Source organism: Thioalkalivibrio sp. ALE17, from assembly GCF_000425605.1.
GTDB lineage: Bacteria > Pseudomonadota > Gammaproteobacteria > Ectothiorhodospirales > Ectothiorhodospiraceae > Thioalkalivibrio.
On the sequence record NZ_AUDT01000003.1, the window covers coordinates 96,163 to 110,399 of the forward strand.

A 14,237-nucleotide genomic window follows, 5' to 3' on the forward strand; every position below is an offset into this window, starting at 1 on the left:
TACCGGTTGCGTCTCCGCCGGCTCATCCGTTCAGGTAGGTCTCGAGCAGGGCGTCCAGCCGGTCCTGCGCGGCCAGCAGCCCCTCGCAGGCCTCGCGCACGGCGCCGCGCCCGCCGTGGGCCTCGGTGACCCACTGGGCGTGGCGGCATACCAGCGGGTGGGCGTCCCCGACCGCGATCCCGAGCCCGACCCGCTGCATGGCCGGCAGATCGACGATGTCGTCGCCCATGAAGGCGGCTTCCGCCGGGTCATGGCCGGTGCGCTGCAGCAACTCGTGCAGGGCCTCGCCCTTGTCGCGGCGGCCCTGGATCAGGTGCTCCACGCCCAGGTCCCGCATGCGGTGTTCGACCACCCCGGAGGTGCGCCCGGTCAGGATGGCGATGTCGAGGCCGCCGTCCAGCGCCAGGCGGATCCCGTGGCCGTCGCGGCTGTTGAAGGCCTTGTACTGCTCGCCGCCATCGCCCAGGAACAGGCTGCCGTCGGTCAGCACGCCGTCCACGTCCAGGATAAGCAGGCGTACGGCCTGCTGGCGGGTGCGCAGGGTCGCGGCATCCAGGTTCATCAGGCCACCCCGGCGCGCAGCAGGTCGTGCATGTTGATCACGCCGACCAGGCGCTGGTCGGCGTAGGTGACCGGCAGGGCGTTGATGCGCCGGCTCTCCATGGTCTCGAGTGCCGTGACCGCCAGCCAGTCGGGCTGCGCGGTGTGGCCGCCGGTGGTCATCGCCTCGCCGATGGTCAGGCCGTCCAGGCTGTGCCCGGCATCCAGGGTGCGGCGCAGGTCGCCATCGGTGAACACGCCCTGGATGCGGTCGTCGGCGCCGGCCACGATCACCAGCCCGAGGCCCTTGCGGGTGATCTCGAACAGGGCGTCCTTCAGCGGGGCCTCCGGCGTGATGCGCGGGATCGCGTCGCCGGTGTGCATGATGTCGGCGACATGCACCAGCAGCCGCCGGCCCAGCCGGCCGCCAGGGTGCGAGCGGGCGAAGTCGTTGGCGGTGAAGCCGCGTGCATCCAGTACCGCGACCGCCAGGGCGTCGCCCATCGCCAGCGCCGCGGTGGTGCTGGAGGTGGGGGCCAGGCCCAGCGGGCAGGCCTCGCGCTCGACACTGACATCGAGGTGCACGGTGGCGTCGGCGCCCAGGCGCGAGCCGGGGTTGCCGGTCATCGCGATCAGCGGCACGCCCAGGCGCCGGATCAGCGGCAGGATGGTGAGGATTTCGTCGGTCTCTCCGGAGTTCGACAGCGCGATGACCACATCCTCGCGGGTGATCATCCCGAGATCGCCATGGCTGGCCTCGCCCGGGTGCACGAAGAACGCGGGGGTGCCCGTGGAGGCCAGGGTCGCGGCCAGCTTGCTGCCAATGTGCCCGGACTTGCCCATGCCGGTGACGATCACGCGGCCCTTGCACTCGAGGATGCAGCGGCAGGCCTCGAGGAAGCTGTCGTCGATGCGCCGGGCGAGGTTGTGCACGGCCTCGGCCTCGTCGTTGAGGACGGCCAGGGCCAGGTTGCGGGTGGTTTCGGGGTTGAAGTTCATGCAGTTGCCGTAATTCCCAAATAGACAAGGTAGCTTGCGAAGGCGACGAGGAGAAGGGCGCCCTGCCAGCGCAGGATCTGTCCCCGGCGGCCCAGCGCGATCAGGAACAGGGCCACCGTCAGTGCCAGCATCACGGGATAGTCGCGTGCGAGGACGTCGGCGTCGATTGCCAGCGGCGCGATCAGGGCCGGAACCGCCAGCACCGCGAGCAGGTTGAACAGGTTGGAGCCGACCACGTTGCCGATCGCCAGCCCCGCCTCGCGGCGGAAGGCGGCGACCACCGATGTGGCCAGCTCGGGCAGGCTGGTGCCGATCGCGACGATGGTCAGGCCGATGACCAGATCGCTGACCCCCAGTTGTTCGGCGATTTCCACCGCGCCCCAGACCAGGGCCTGGCTGCTGGCCAGCAGGAGCAGCAGCCCGAACACCAGCCACGCAATCGCGGGACCGAGGCGATCGCTGTCCGGGATGGTCTCCACCATGCCGCGCACGACTTCGGGGGCATCCTCGCCCGAGGCCTGTTGCGCGCGGCGGGCGGTCAACGCCATCCAGGCGGTGAATGCGGTCAGTCCCGCGAGCAGGGCGATGCCTTCCATCCGGCCCAGCTCGCCGCCGACCAGCAGGAGCAGTACGCCGAAGCTGACCAGCAACAGGATCGGCAGTTCGCGGCGAACCATGCCGCGGCCAATCGCCAGTGGTGCGACCACCGCGGCGGCCCCCAGCACCAGTGCGATATTGGCGATGTTCGAGCCGATCGCGTTGCCTACCGCCACGCCCGGGTTGCCCTGCAGGCTCGCGAGGACCGAGACCACGAGTTCCGGGGCCGAGGTGCCGAAGGCGACAATGGTCAGGCCGATGACCAGCGGGCTCACGCCGACCCCGCGGGCAAAGGCGGAGGCGCCGAACACGAAGCGGTCGGCACTCCAGGTCAGCAGGATCAGGCCGACGATGACGGCGGCGATGGGTAGGGCCATGGGGCAGACGGGTCCCGAACGGTCAGGCCGCGATTGTAGCGGATTGGGGCGCTGTGTCAGTGGCGCAGGCGCTCCAGGCACGCGGTGGTACTGACCCGCGGGGTCCAGCCCAGCTGCTCGCGAGCGCGGGTGCAGTCCAGCACCAGCGGGCCGTCCAGCCCGCGCACCCACCCGGGGTCGCCCGCGCGGGCGCTCAGGCGCCAGGCCAGCGGGTGCAGGGCGCGGATCAGCCCCAGGGGGACCGGTACCCCCCAGCGCCGCTGGTGGTGAGCCATGGCCCGCAGTGACCAGGCGGGTTCGGCCCCCAGATTGAAGGTGCCCTGTGTGCGGGTGGTCACGCTGCGGGCGATCGCCGCCGCGGCATCGTCCTCCCACAGGATCTGCACCGGTTGCTCGCCCCCGGCGGGATAGAGACGTCCGCGGGCGATCTGCAGCAGCAGCGGGTGCGCATGCGGCCCGACGATCGCGGGCGGACGCAGGATGGTCACGCGGCATTCAGGGTGTTCGCGCGCGAGGGCGCGCAGGGCCTGCTCCACGGCCACCTTGTCCTCTGCATAGGGGAAGCGCGGCCGGGTCGGGTGGTCTTCGGTCAGGGGCTGCGGGCTGTCCGGCCAGGGGCCGTAGACCGCGGCGCTGGACAGGAACACGAGGTGGCGCACGCCGGCGGCGATGGCGGTCCGAAAGACCTGATCACTGAGGGCGACATTCTGCTGCCGGACCCAGGCACGGTCGTGCCGGCGGCCGTGGCCCCCCATCAACTGGAAGGCGAGGTGCACCAAGGTGTCGACCCCGGCCAGATCCTCCGGCCGGAGCCGCGTCAGGTCGCCCACACGGGCCTCGCAGACGGCGGCGCCTCCCGGCGGGGGGAGCGCCGGCGGGGTCCGGTCCAGCGCGAGGATGCGCAGGATCGCCGGCTCGCGCGCCAGGGCGGGCAGCAGGGCCTGTCCCACGCATCCGGCCGCGCCGGTCACGGCGATATGCATGGGTCCGTGTGGCCCTCAGGTCGCGCTGCGGGCGACGGCTGGAGCGGGGTCGGCGAACGCGGGCATGACCTCCTCCGCGAAGCAGTCCATGGACTCCTCGGCCAGGGCCTGCGGGACGGCGCCGGCGCCGAAGGCGAGCAGGACCTGGTCGACCCCCGCCTCGCGCAGTCCCTCGATGCGCTCGCGACACTCGGCGGGCGTGCCGACCAGCGTCATGCCCAGCATGTCGAGGATCTTGAGGTTGATCCCGGCCTTGACCAGGTGGCGGAAGCGGCCCAGCGAACGGTAGTAGTCGTACCCCTCGATCAGGCGTTCCAGCACCGGCAGGGTCTGCTGGAACATGTGGCGGTAGAACCACTCGAACGCAGGCTTGGCCTCGCGCCGGGCGCGTTTGCCGTCCGGCAGGCACAGGACTCCAAGCGTCATGCCGACCCGCGGCGGATGGGCGATATCGGCGCGCGAGGCATCCCAGGCCTCGTGGTACAGGCGGATGTCCTCGCGGATCATCTGCCAGGGCTTGAACGGGCCCGCCAGCGCCCCGATGCCCTGCTCGGCCGCCCAGGTGAAGGACTCCGGGCTGACCGCGGCGGTCCAGATCGGCGGGTGCGGGGCCTGCACCGGGCGCGGCATCACGGGCACGTCGTCCAGGTGATGGAACGGGCCGTCCTGGGTGATGCGGCCGGTCGCGAAGGCCTGGCGCAGCGCGTCCAGCCCGGCATCGACCCGCGCGCGGGACTCGCTCATCTCGGCCCCGAATGTGGCATATTCGCGCGGCGAGAAGCCGCGTCCGATGCCGAGGTCCAGCCGACCGCCGGAGAGCTGGTCCAGCATGCCGACCCGCTGGGCCACCCGCAGCGGGTGGTGGTAGGGCAGGGGCACTACGCCGAGCCCCAGGCGCAGGTGCTCGGTGCGCTGGCTGGCGGCGGCCAGGACCAGGTCCGGCGCGGTGGAGTGCGAGAACTCCGGCATCAGGTGGTGTTCCACCAGCCAGGCGGTGCCGAAGCCCAGACGGTCGGCCCGCTCCCACAGGCGCAGGGTGTTCTCCAGCACCTCCGATTCGGAGGTCTGCAGGAAGTCGGGCACCGAGAGTTCATGGAACAGGTCGAAGCGCATGGCGCAACTGTGCCGCGCGCACGGGGGCGATACAAGCAGACTGCGCGAGGATACGGTTACAACGTGGTGATGGCCGGGCGGTGACGGCACGGAAGGAGAGACATGACGAACGATCAGGAAGCGCTGGCGCTGCAGGCCGCCGGAGTCGCGGGCCCCGGCGAGGACTGGTGGGAAGGCTTCTTCCCGGAGGATCTGCCGCGCGAGTGGCAACTCGAGTATTACACCCACTATCACAGCCGCCTGCTGCTGCCCGCCGCGCTGTGGCTGGAGACCTCGGCCCCCGCGTTCGGCGACTGGGGCGAGGCCGTCGCCCCCGCGCTGCGGCTGACGCTCGAGTGGCCGGTGGAGGTCACGCCCGAGTCGGGGGCCGCGCGGGCGCTCGCGCTTGCCGAGGCCGCGGGCCCCTGTCTGCAGGCGGTGGCGCCGGGGCCGATGACGGCGGCGCAGGTCTCGGCGATCCGGGAGGCGCTCGAGGCGGCCGGCCTGGCGCGACTGATGGTCTATGGACCCGGTGAGCCACATACGATCACCCACGCCGAGGCGGCTTTGTTTTATCCGGCCCCGACGGGATCGACGACCGTGGGTGGAGCCTGGCAGATCACCCCCGAGCCGGGCCTGGGCGCGCCGGGCTGGCGTGCGCTGGTGGAGGCCCTGGGTGCGGCCGGCGGAAGCGGCGAGACTCCGGTCTTCCTGCGGGCCCGCCCGGACCGTCTGTCGGACTTTCGGACCATCGCCCAGCTACTGGGAATGGGATGAGCATCTCCCCGTGGGTTTGACGGTCCACCGGCCGGCGGCCAGACTTCCGAGTTCCTTAATGGCGAGGAGCGCGCGTGGCTGACCCGGCAGTGGCAGACAGTCCGCATATCGTGATCGAGAACCTGCGTTTCCGGCGCGGGCGCAAGGTGGTCTTCGACGACTTGTCGATGCGTATCCCGCGCGGGCAGGTGACGACCGTGATGGGCCCCAGCGGCAGCGGCAAGACGACCCTGCTGCGCCTGATCGGCGGACAGCTGCGCCCGGACGCGGGGCGCATCTGGGTGGATGGCCAGGAGGTGGCGAAGCTCTCCACCCGCCGCCTGTACGCGCTGCGCAAGCGCATGGGCATGCTGTTCCAGAGCGGCGCGCTGCTGACCGACCTTTCCGTATTCGAGAACGTCGCCTTCCCGCTGCGCGAGCACACCGATCTGCCGGAGGATGTGCTGCACGCACTGGTGCTGCTGAAGCTGGAGGCGGTGGGTCTGCGCGCGGCGCGCGAGCTGGACCCGGCCTCGCTGTCCGGGGGCATGGCCCGGCGCGTCGCCCTGGCGCGGGCCATCGCGCTGGACCCGGACCTGATCCTCTACGACGAACCGTTCACCGGGCTTGATCCGATCACCATGGGCCAGATCGTCAGCCTGATTCGCCAGACCAACGAGAGCCTGGGGCTCACCAGCGTGCTGGTTTCGCACGATGTGGCGGAGGCCATGGCGATCTCCGACCATGTGGTGCTGATCGCCAATGGCCGGGTGGTGGATGCCGGGCCGCCGGACGAGCTGGAGGCGCGCGCCTCCGACTGGAGCGCGCAGTTCCTGCAGGGCCGCCCGGACGGGCCGGTGCCGTTCCACTATCCGGGCGCGTCCTATCGCGACGACCTGCTGGGACAGGGGGAGCGCCGCGATGACTGACGCGATTGCCTCGCTGGGCCGGACCACGATCAACGCCCTGGTGGTGTTCGGTCGCGCCTTCGTCTTCCTGATGCGGGTGCTGGCGAGCCTCGATATCGTCATCCGTCGGTTCGGCCTGACACTCGCCCAGGTGTATTCGGTGGGCGTGCGCTCGCTGCTGATCATCATCGTGTCGGGGCTGTTCGTCGGCATGGTGCTCGGGTATCAGGGCTACATCACGCTGGTGAACTTCGGCGCGGCCGAGGCCCTGGGCGGGGTGGTGGCGCTGTCGCTGGTGCGCGAGCTGGGGCCGGTGGTCACCGCGCTGCTGTTCGCCGGCCGCGCCGGCTCGGCGCTGACCGCAGAGCTGGGCCTGATGAAGACCACGGAGCAGCTCTCGGCGATGGAGATGATGGCGGTGAATCCGTACCGCCGGATCTTCGCGCCGCGCTTTGTCGCGGGATTCCTCTCCATGCCGCTGCTGGCAGCGATCTTCAGCGCCGTGGGGGTGATGGGGGGCTACCTCGTCGGGGTGGGGCTGCTGGGCGTGGACAGCGGCGCCTACTTCTCGCAGATGCAGTCGGTGACCGACTGGAACGAGGATGTGCTGTCCGGCGTGATCAAGAGCATCGTGTTCGGCTTCGTGGTGACCTGGATCGCGGTGTTCCAGGGCTTCAACGCGCAGCCGACCTCCGAGGGCATCTCGCGCGCGACCACGCAAACGGTGGTGGTCGCGTCGCTGGCGGTGCTGGGCCTCGATTTCATCCTGACCGGGCTGATGTTCGGCGCGGGTTGACCAACCAGTATTTCCCTAGGGTGGCAATATGAAGGTACGTTTCTTCGAACTGGCAGTGGGTGTCTTCGTACTGCTGGGCATCGGGGCGCTGTTCTACCTGGCGGTCCAGGTCAGCAACGTAACCGACTACCACGACCGCGACACCTACACGGTGACTGGCTACTTCGACAACATCGGCGGGCTCAAGACCCGGGCCCCGGTCACGGTCTCGGGTGTGCGCATCGGCCGGGTCGCGGATATCCGCTACGATCCGGAGCGCTTCCGCGCCGAGGTGACCCTCGCCATCCGCTCGGAGCACGACTATCTGCCGATGGATACGCAGGCGGCTATCCATACCGCGGGGCTGCTGGGCGAGCAGTACATCGCCCTGGAGCCGGGCGGCGACTACGAAACCCTGCAGGACGGCGACGAGCTGATGTTTACCCAGTCGGCCCTGGTGCTGGAGAACCTCATTGGTCGTTTCATGACCAACATGGGTAGTGACTGATTCGCCCAAACCCGGAGCAAGAGACATGACACGGTTGCGTGACTATATGTGGAGCCTGCCGCTGGGGCTGATGGTCCTGCTGCTGGCGGCGCCGGCCCAGGCCGACAATCCCGCCGAGATCATCCAGCAGTCCATCGACGCGGTGTACAAGGAGCTGCGCGCCAACGAGTCGCGTGCGCAGGAGGATCCGGACTTCGTGATCGGTGTCATCGAGGACAAGATCCTGCCGGGCGTGGACGTCAACGGCATGGCCCGGCTGGTCCTGGCGCGCCACTGGCGGGATGCCAGCAGCGAGCAGCAAAGCCGGTTCACCGAAGCCTTCAAGAACACGCTGCTGCAGGCCTACGGGGTGCAACTGGCCGACCATCTGGACAAGGATGTGCGCGTGATCGAGCGCCGCTCGCGCCAGGACGAACGCATGGCGGTGGTGGCCACCGAGGTGGTGATGGGCTCCGGCCAGTCGAACATCCAGGTGAACTACCGGCTGCGCCCGGTGAACGGCGAATGGAAGGTCTTCGATGTCGAGGCCGAGGGGCTCAGCTTCGTGGGCAACTTCCGCACCCGATTCAACGAGGAGATCAACCGCGACGGTCTGGACGCCCTGATCGAGCGCCTGGAAGACGGGGACGAGAGTCTGGTCGAGGACGCGGTGGGCGATGCCATCCAGGACAACGGGGCCGGCAACCCGTGAGCGATGCACAGATCCGGGCCGATGACGGTGGCCTGGTTGTCAGCGGGCCGCTGACCTTCGCCACCGTCTCCGGGCTGGAGGCCCGGGCGCGCGGGCTGATGGCGCACCTGCCGGAGCATGCACGGGTGGACCTGTCCCGGGCCGGACGCATCGACAGCGCCGGCGTGGCCTTCCTCGTCATCCTCTGGCGCCGGGCGCGGGAGCAGGGCCGCACGCTGGTCTTCGAACCCCTGCCGGACGGGCTCCGGCCGCTGCTGGGGCTGTATGACCTGGAGGCGATCATCACCGACTCCGCGGCCCGTTCCGTGGCCTGACCCGGGCGAACGGGCGAGTGCCGCGCGGATTCGTTATCATGGCGCGTTTCGCCGGGCCATGGTCGGTCCGGCGGTGAATCCGGACACCCCATGGACAAGCTGATCATCACCGGAGGCGGCCGACTCGAGGGTCAGGTCTGGATCTCCGGGGCCAAGAACGCCGTGTTGCCGATCCTGTCCGCCACCCTGCTGGCGGACGGGCCGATGACCATTGGCAACGTCCCGCACCTGCAGGACGTCACCACGACCATGGAGCTGCTCGGGCGCATGGGCGTAAGCCTGACGGTCAACGAGCGCATGCGCATCGAGGTCGACCCGACCACGCTGACCCAGTGCGTGGCGCCGTACGATCTGGTGAAGACCATGCGCGCCTCCATCCTGGTGCTGGGGCCGCTGCTGGCGCGCTTCGGCGAGGCGGAGGTGTCGCTCCCGGGTGGCTGTGCGATCGGCTCGCGGCCGGTGAATCTGCACTTGCGTGGCCTCGAGGCCCTGGGCGCCGAGATCGATGTCGACGGCGGCTACATCCATGCGCGCGCGGATCGCCTGAAGGGCGCGCGGGTGGTGTTCGACCAGGTCACCGTGACCGGGACCGAGAACCTGCTGATGGCCGCGACCCTGGCCGAGGGCGAGACTCTGATCGAGAACGCCGCGCGCGAGCCGGAAGTGATCGATCTGGCGGACTGCCTGACGGCGATGGGGGCGAAGATCCAGGGCGCCGGCACCGACACCATCCGGGTGCAGGGCGTGGAACGCCTGCACGGCTGCGAATACGACGTGATGCCGGATCGAATCGAGACCGGTACGTTCCTGGTTGCGGCGGCCGTGACCCGAGGGCGCGTACGCTGCCGCAATACCCGTCCCGAGCTACTGGATGCGGTCCTGGCCAAGCTGGTCGAGGCCGGTGCCCGCGTGGATACCGGGCCCGACTGGATCGAACTGGACATGGAAGGCCGCCGGCCGAAGGCGGTGAACCTGCGCACCGCGCCGTTCCCGGCCTTCCCGACCGACATGCAGGCGCAGATGATGGTGCTGAACACGGTCGCCGAGGGCACCGGCTCGGTGGTGGAGACGGTCTTCGAGAACCGCTTCATGCACGCGCTGGAGCTGCAGCGCATGGGCGCGCACATCACGATCGAGGGCAATACCGCGATCGTCGAGGGTGTGGAACGGCTGGTCGGCGCGCCGGTGATGGCGACCGACCTGCGGGCCTCGGCCAGCCTGATCATCGCCGGTCTGGTGGCCGAGGGCGAGACCGAGGTGGACCGCATCTACCATATCGACCGCGGCTACGAGTGCATCGAGGAAAAACTGAGCCAGATCGGCGCGACCATCCGTCGCGAGCCGGTCTGATACGCGACTCACACGGAACCGGACGAACGCCTGACCCATGATGGATCCCAACGCCCTGACCATCGCCCTGTCCAAGGGCCGTATCCTCAAGGACACCCTGCCGCTGCTGGCCAGCGCCGGGATTGAACTGCTGGAGGATCCGGACAAGACGCGCAAGCTGATCCTCGACACCAACCGTGAGGACGTGAAGATCGTGGTGGTGCGCGCGACCGACGTGCCCACCTATGTGCAGCACGGCGCGGCATCCATTGGCGTGGCCGGCAAGGACGTCCTGATGGAGCATGGGGCCGCGGGGCTGTACGAGCCGCTGGACCTGCATATCGCCCAGTGTCGCCTGATGCTGGCCGGGCGCCCGGGCCAGCAGCCGGACCCGCAGCAGCGCCTGCGCATCGCCACCAAGTTCGTGAACATCACGCAGAACTATTTCGCCCAGCAGGGCCGTCAGGTCGAGATCATCAAGCTCTACGGCTCGATGGAACTGGCGCCGCTGGTCGGTCTGGCCGACTACATCGTGGACCTGGTCGATACCGGGAACACCCTCAAGGCCAATGGCCTGGAGCCGCTGGAACTGATTACCCCTATCAGTTCCCGGTTGATCGTGAACCAGGCAGCCATGAAGATGCGACATAGAACCATTCAAAATCTCATCGAGGGCCTGCGGGAGGCCGTCACGCCCGCGACGACGTAACCGAGAACACCATGACCGCCGATACCGACGACCTCCGAATCCGCGAAATCCAGGAGGTGTCCGCCCCGGACACCGTCCGCGAGGAGCTGCCGATCACCGATGCGGCCGCCGACACCGTGTTCGAGGCACGCCAGGCCTGCCATCGCATCCTGCACGGTGAGGACGATCGCCTGCAGGTGATCGTCGGCCCCTGCTCGATCCACGACGTGGATGCCGCGCTGGACTATGCCGATCACCTGAAGACCCTGCGCGAGGAACTCTCCGATGCCCTGCACATCGTGATGCGGGTGTATTTCGAGAAGCCGCGCACCACGGTCGGCTGGAAGGGCCTGATCAACGACCCGGACCTGGACGGCAGCTTCCACATCAACAAGGGCCTGCGCGTGGCGCGCGGGCTGCTGCGCGATCTGGCGGTCAAGGGCATGCCGGCGGCTACCGAATACCTCGACCTGATCAGCCCGCAGTACATCGCGGACCTGGTCGCCTGGGGCGCGATCGGCGCACGCACCACCGAGAGCCAGGTGCACCGCGAACTGGCCTCCGGCCTGTCCTGCCCGGTGGGCTTCAAGAACTCCACCGACGGCAGCCTGCGGGTGGCGATCGACGCGATCCGCTCAGCCTCGCGCCCGCACCACTTCCTGTCGGTGACCAAGGCCGGGCGCTCGGCAATCTTCTCCACCACCGGCAACGACGACTGTCACATCATCCTGCGCGGCGGCAAGCAGCCGAACTACGATGCCGCGAGCATCGAACAGGCCTGCAAGGAGCTGCGCATGGCCGAGCTTCCGGAGATGGTGATGGTCGACTGCAGCCACGCGAACAGCCGCAAGGACCCGCAACAGCAGGTCGAGGTGGCACGGGTGCTGGGCGAACAGATCGCCGGCGGTGACCGACGCATCATGGGTGTGATGCTGGAGAGCCACCTGACCGGCGGCCGCCAGGACATCCTGCCCGGCAAGCCGCTGAAATATGGCCAGAGCATTACCGATGCCTGCATGGGCTGGGACGACAGCGAGGCCACCCTGCGCCTGCTGGCCGAGGCCGTGCGGGCCCGCCGCAAGACGCCCGTGCCTGCCTGACAAGACGTCCGTGCCCGTCTGAACCGAGGAATACGCCATGCCCTCCATTGCCCGACTCGATACCCAGCAGCCCGACTTCGACCAGGCCCTGGAGCACCTGCTGTCCTGGGAGTCCGTTGCCGACACCGGCGTACGCGATGCGGTGGACGAGATCCTGGGGGCCGTGCGCGCCGAGGGTGACGCGGCCGTGCTGCGCTACACCGCCAAATTCGATCGCCTCGATCGCCCTGCGGTCGCGGACTTGGAGATCCCGCACGAGCGCCTGCGGGCCGCGTTGGAGTCGATCCCGCCGGAGCAGCGCTCGGCATTGGAGACCGCCGCCGCGCGCATCCGCCAGTACGCCGAACACCAGAAGATGCAGGACTGGGACTTCACCGACGAAGACGGCACGGTCCTCGGTCAGCGCGTGACCGCGCTGGATTCCGCCGGCCTGTATGTGCCCGGTGGCAAGGCGGCCTACCCGTCCTCCGTGCTGATGAACGCGGTCCCGGCGAAGGTCGCCGGCGTCGAGCTGCTGGTGATGGTCGTGCCCGCCCCGGGCGGCGAACTGAACGATCTGGTGCTGGCCGCGGCCGCCGTGGCCGGGGTGGACCGCGTGTTCACCGTGGGCGGCGCCCAGGCGGTGGCGGCCCTGGCCTATGGCACCGATACCATCCCGGCGGTGGACAAGATCGTCGGCCCCGGCAACATCTTCGTGGCCGCGGCCAAGCGCGAGGTGTTCGGCACGGTCGGCATCGACATGATCGCCGGCCCGTCGGAGATCCTGGTGGTCTGCGACGGCGAGACCGACCCGGACTGGATCGCGGCCGACCTGTTCTCGCAGGCCGAGCATGACGAACAGGCCCAGTCCATCCTGCTGTCCTGGGATGCGGCCTTCCTCGACCGCGTCGCGGAGGCCATGGACCGCCTGCTGGCCGAGATGCCGCGCGCCGAGATCATCCGCACCAGCCTCGACAAGCGCGGTGCGCTGATGAAGGTACGCGACTCCGCCGAGGCCGTTGCCGTCGCCAACCGCATCGCCCCGGAACACCTGGAGCTGTCCGTGGCCGACCCGCAGGCGATGCTGGACGCCGGCCTGCGCCACGCCGGCGCGATCTTCATGGGCCGCTACACCTCCGAGGCCCTGGGCGACTACTGCGCCGGGCCCAACCACGTGCTGCCGACCTCGCGCACCGCGCGCTTCTCCTCGCCGCTGGGGGTGTACGACTTCCAGAAGCGCTCGAGCATCATCCACTGCTCGGCCGAGGGCGCGGCGACGCTCGGCAAGACCGCCGCCGCCCTCGCGCACGGCGAGGGCCTGACCGCCCACGCGCGATCCGCCGAACTGCGCAGTCGATGACCGCACGCTCGACACGAACCCCGGACGCCCTGATGCGCCCGGAGGTGCTGGCGCAGCCGGCCTATCAGGTGGCCGACGCCACCGGCCTGATCAAGCTGGACGCGATGGAGAACCCGCACCCCTGGCCCGGCGCGCTGGAAGACGCCTGGCTGGAGGCCCTGCGCGACCCGCAACTGAACCGCTATCCGGATGCCCAGGCGCTGGGCCTGGCCGGGCAGGTGCGCGCCGCCCACGGCGTGCCCGAGGCCGCCGGGCTGATGTTCGGCAACGGCTCCGACGAGCTAATCCAGATCCTGATCACGGCGATCGCCGGATCCGGGCGACCGGTGCTGGCGCCGGAGCCGACCTTCGTGATGTACGGCGTGCTGGCCCGGGCGCTGGGCGTGCCGTTCGTTGGCGTGCCCCTGAACGCGGACTTCACCCTGGACCTCGCGGCGATGCGCGCGGCGATGGCCGAGCACAACCCGGCCGTGGTGTTCCTGGCCTACCCCAACAACCCCACCGGCACGTTGGACGACGCCGCGACGGTGGAGGCGGTCGTCGACGCGAATTCGGGGGTTACCGTGGTCGATGAGGCCTATGCCCCGTTTGCCGCCCACAGCTTCCTCTCGCGGGTCGGCGCGGATGACGGCCTGATGGTGATGCGCACGGTCTCCAAGCTGGGGCTGGCCGGCGCTCGGCTCGGCTATCTGGCCGGCACCCCGGCCTGGATCGACGCGCTGGACCGGCTGCGCCTGCCATACAACATCAACACCCTGACCCAGCGCTCCGTCGCCTTCGCCCTGGATCATCGCGAGGCACTGGATGCCCAGGCGCGGGGGATCATCGACCAGCGCGACCGCCTGGGCGAGCGCCTGGCGGCCACGACGGGCGTCGAACAGGTCTTTCCGAGCCAGGCGAACTTCATCCTGTTCCGGGTGCGCGAGGGACACGGGCATGCGACCTTCGCCACCCTGCGCGACGCCGGCATCCTGATCAAGGACGTCGGCCGTGCGCATCCCCTGCTCGCCGACTGCCTGCGCGTCACGGTCGGGCGCCCCGACGAAAACGACGCCTTCCTGGCGGCGCTGGGGCAGGCCCTCTCCACCTGACACCTTCCTGGTCGCACCACCGTGGGCAGGGGCTTCGCCTGCGAGCAGGCTCCTACCGGCTGGGGGGGGTGCGAATGCCGCCCTGCGGCGGGATGCCGCCCAATCGGCCACACCCCCGAAGCTCTCCTTCCAGCCTTCTCATCTTCCTGT

The 14,237-nt window shown here is 69.5% G+C and carries 16 protein-coding genes; 11 read left to right on the forward strand and 5 right to left on the reverse strand.

The window, feature by feature from the left end; all coding sequences use genetic code 11:
• Positions 1-22: 22 nt before the first annotated feature.
• The 5 genes from H609_RS0103670 to H609_RS0103690 are packed head-to-tail and all read right to left on the reverse strand — an operon-like array spanning position 23 to position 4,609.
• Positions 23-562: an HAD family hydrolase gene (locus tag H609_RS0103670; RefSeq protein WP_018865605.1), complete on the reverse strand. Its 540-nt coding sequence runs from the start codon at positions 560-562 to the stop codon at positions 23-25.
• Positions 562-1,539 carry a KpsF/GutQ family sugar-phosphate isomerase gene (locus tag H609_RS0103675; protein WP_028484347.1) on the reverse strand — a complete coding sequence of 326 codons (978 nt, stop codon included), beginning with the start codon at positions 1,537-1,539 and terminating at the stop codon, positions 562-564. Before H609_RS0103675 ends, H609_RS0103670 begins: the two co-directional genes overlap by 1 nt.
• Positions 1,536-2,513 (reverse strand): calcium/sodium antiporter, encoded by a 978-nt coding sequence (locus tag H609_RS0103680; RefSeq protein ID WP_018876516.1) that lies wholly within the window; start codon positions 2,511-2,513, stop codon positions 1,536-1,538. The genes H609_RS0103675 and H609_RS0103680 overlap by 4 nt, the downstream gene beginning before the upstream one ends.
• 56 nt (positions 2,514-2,569) lie before the next feature.
• Positions 2,570-3,496 (reverse strand): NAD-dependent epimerase/dehydratase family protein, encoded by a 927-nt coding sequence (locus H609_RS0103685; RefSeq protein WP_028484348.1) that lies wholly within the window; start codon positions 3,494-3,496, stop codon positions 2,570-2,572.
• Between the two features lie 15 nt (positions 3,497-3,511).
• Positions 3,512-4,609: an LLM class flavin-dependent oxidoreductase gene (locus tag H609_RS0103690; RefSeq protein ID WP_018878135.1), complete on the reverse strand. Its 1,098-nt coding sequence runs from the start codon at positions 4,607-4,609 to the stop codon at positions 3,512-3,514.
• A 102-nt stretch (positions 4,610-4,711) separates the two neighbouring features.
• Between H609_RS0103690 and H609_RS0103695 the strand changes: the two genes are divergently transcribed.
• The 11 genes from H609_RS0103695 to hisC all read left to right on the forward strand — a co-directional run bounded on the left by H609_RS0103695 (position 4,712) and on the right by hisC (position 14,087).
• Positions 4,712-5,365 carry a hypothetical protein gene (locus tag H609_RS0103695; RefSeq protein ID WP_018881409.1) on the forward strand — a complete coding sequence of 218 codons (654 nt, stop codon included), beginning with the start codon at positions 4,712-4,714 and terminating at the stop codon, positions 5,363-5,365.
• A 74-nt stretch (positions 5,366-5,439) separates the two neighbouring features.
• Complete coding sequence (locus H609_RS0103700; RefSeq protein ID WP_026143123.1) at positions 5,440-6,273, forward strand: ABC transporter ATP-binding protein; 834 nt, start codon at positions 5,440-5,442, stop codon at positions 6,271-6,273.
• Positions 6,266-7,048, forward strand: a complete 783-nt coding sequence (mlaE, locus tag H609_RS0103705) for a lipid asymmetry maintenance ABC transporter permease subunit MlaE (RefSeq protein WP_017942738.1) — start codon at positions 6,266-6,268, stop codon at positions 7,046-7,048. Before H609_RS0103700 ends, mlaE begins: the two co-directional genes overlap by 8 nt.
• 28 nt (positions 7,049-7,076) lie before the next feature.
• Positions 7,077-7,535: an outer membrane lipid asymmetry maintenance protein MlaD gene (gene mlaD, locus H609_RS0103710; protein WP_017942739.1), complete on the forward strand. Its 459-nt coding sequence runs from the start codon at positions 7,077-7,079 to the stop codon at positions 7,533-7,535.
• A 46-nt stretch (positions 7,536-7,581) separates the two neighbouring features.
• Positions 7,582-8,226, forward strand: a complete 645-nt coding sequence (locus H609_RS0103715; RefSeq protein ID WP_017942740.1) for an ABC transporter substrate-binding protein — start codon at positions 7,582-7,584, stop codon at positions 8,224-8,226.
• Complete coding sequence (locus H609_RS0103720; protein WP_018865613.1) at positions 8,223-8,540, forward strand: lipid asymmetry maintenance protein MlaB; 318 nt, start codon at positions 8,223-8,225, stop codon at positions 8,538-8,540. The genes H609_RS0103715 and H609_RS0103720 overlap by 4 nt, the downstream gene beginning before the upstream one ends.
• Before the next feature lie 90 nt (positions 8,541-8,630).
• Positions 8,631-9,890: a UDP-N-acetylglucosamine 1-carboxyvinyltransferase gene (murA, locus tag H609_RS0103725; RefSeq protein ID WP_017942742.1), complete on the forward strand. Its 1,260-nt coding sequence runs from the start codon at positions 8,631-8,633 to the stop codon at positions 9,888-9,890.
• A 37-nt stretch (positions 9,891-9,927) separates the two neighbouring features.
• On the forward strand, positions 9,928-10,578 hold the full coding sequence (gene hisG, locus H609_RS0103730; protein WP_017942743.1) for an ATP phosphoribosyltransferase: 651 nt from the start codon (positions 9,928-9,930) through the stop codon (positions 10,576-10,578).
• 11 nt (positions 10,579-10,589) lie between these two features.
• The gene (locus H609_RS0103735; RefSeq protein ID WP_017942744.1) at positions 10,590-11,657 is read left to right on the forward strand and encodes a 3-deoxy-7-phosphoheptulonate synthase; all 1,068 of its coding nucleotides are present in this window, start codon (positions 10,590-10,592) and stop codon (positions 11,655-11,657) included.
• Between the two features lie 37 nt (positions 11,658-11,694).
• Positions 11,695-12,996: a histidinol dehydrogenase gene (hisD, locus tag H609_RS0103740; protein ID WP_028484349.1), complete on the forward strand. Its 1,302-nt coding sequence runs from the start codon at positions 11,695-11,697 to the stop codon at positions 12,994-12,996.
• Entirely contained in the window at positions 12,993-14,087 is a 1,095-nt protein-coding gene (hisC, locus tag H609_RS0103745; RefSeq protein WP_028484350.1) for a histidinol-phosphate transaminase, read from the forward strand. Before hisD ends, hisC begins: the two co-directional genes overlap by 4 nt.
• Positions 14,088-14,237 lie beyond the last annotated feature (150 nt).

Coding starts and splice junctions, on each gene's coding strand:
- H609_RS0103670 (WP_018865605.1), bottom strand. CDS start 562: ATGAACCTGGATGCCGCGACCCTGCGCACCCGCCAGCAGGCCGTACGC.
- H609_RS0103675 (WP_028484347.1), bottom strand. CDS start 1,539: ATGAACTTCAACCCCGAAACCACCCGCAACCTGGCCCTGGCCGTCCTC.
- H609_RS0103680 (WP_018876516.1), bottom strand. CDS start 2,513: ATGGCCCTACCCATCGCCGCCGTCATCGTCGGCCTGATCCTGCTGACC.
- H609_RS0103685 (WP_028484348.1), bottom strand. CDS start 3,496: ATGCATATCGCCGTGACCGGCGCGGCCGGATGCGTGGGACAGGCCCTG.
- H609_RS0103690 (WP_018878135.1), bottom strand. CDS start 4,609: ATGCGCTTCGACCTGTTCCATGAACTCTCGGTGCCCGACTTCCTGCAG.
- H609_RS0103695 (WP_018881409.1), top strand. CDS start 4,712: ATGACGAACGATCAGGAAGCGCTGGCGCTGCAGGCCGCCGGAGTCGCG.
- mlaE (WP_017942738.1), top strand. CDS start 6,266: ATGACTGACGCGATTGCCTCGCTGGGCCGGACCACGATCAACGCCCTG.
- mlaD (WP_017942739.1), top strand. CDS start 7,077: ATGAAGGTACGTTTCTTCGAACTGGCAGTGGGTGTCTTCGTACTGCTG.
- H609_RS0103715 (WP_017942740.1), top strand. CDS start 7,582: ATGTGGAGCCTGCCGCTGGGGCTGATGGTCCTGCTGCTGGCGGCGCCG.
- murA (WP_017942742.1), top strand. CDS start 8,631: ATGGACAAGCTGATCATCACCGGAGGCGGCCGACTCGAGGGTCAGGTC.
- hisG (WP_017942743.1), top strand. CDS start 9,928: ATGATGGATCCCAACGCCCTGACCATCGCCCTGTCCAAGGGCCGTATC.
- H609_RS0103735 (WP_017942744.1), top strand. CDS start 10,590: ATGACCGCCGATACCGACGACCTCCGAATCCGCGAAATCCAGGAGGTG.
- hisD (WP_028484349.1), top strand. CDS start 11,695: ATGCCCTCCATTGCCCGACTCGATACCCAGCAGCCCGACTTCGACCAG.
- hisC (WP_028484350.1), top strand. CDS start 12,993: ATGACCGCACGCTCGACACGAACCCCGGACGCCCTGATGCGCCCGGAG.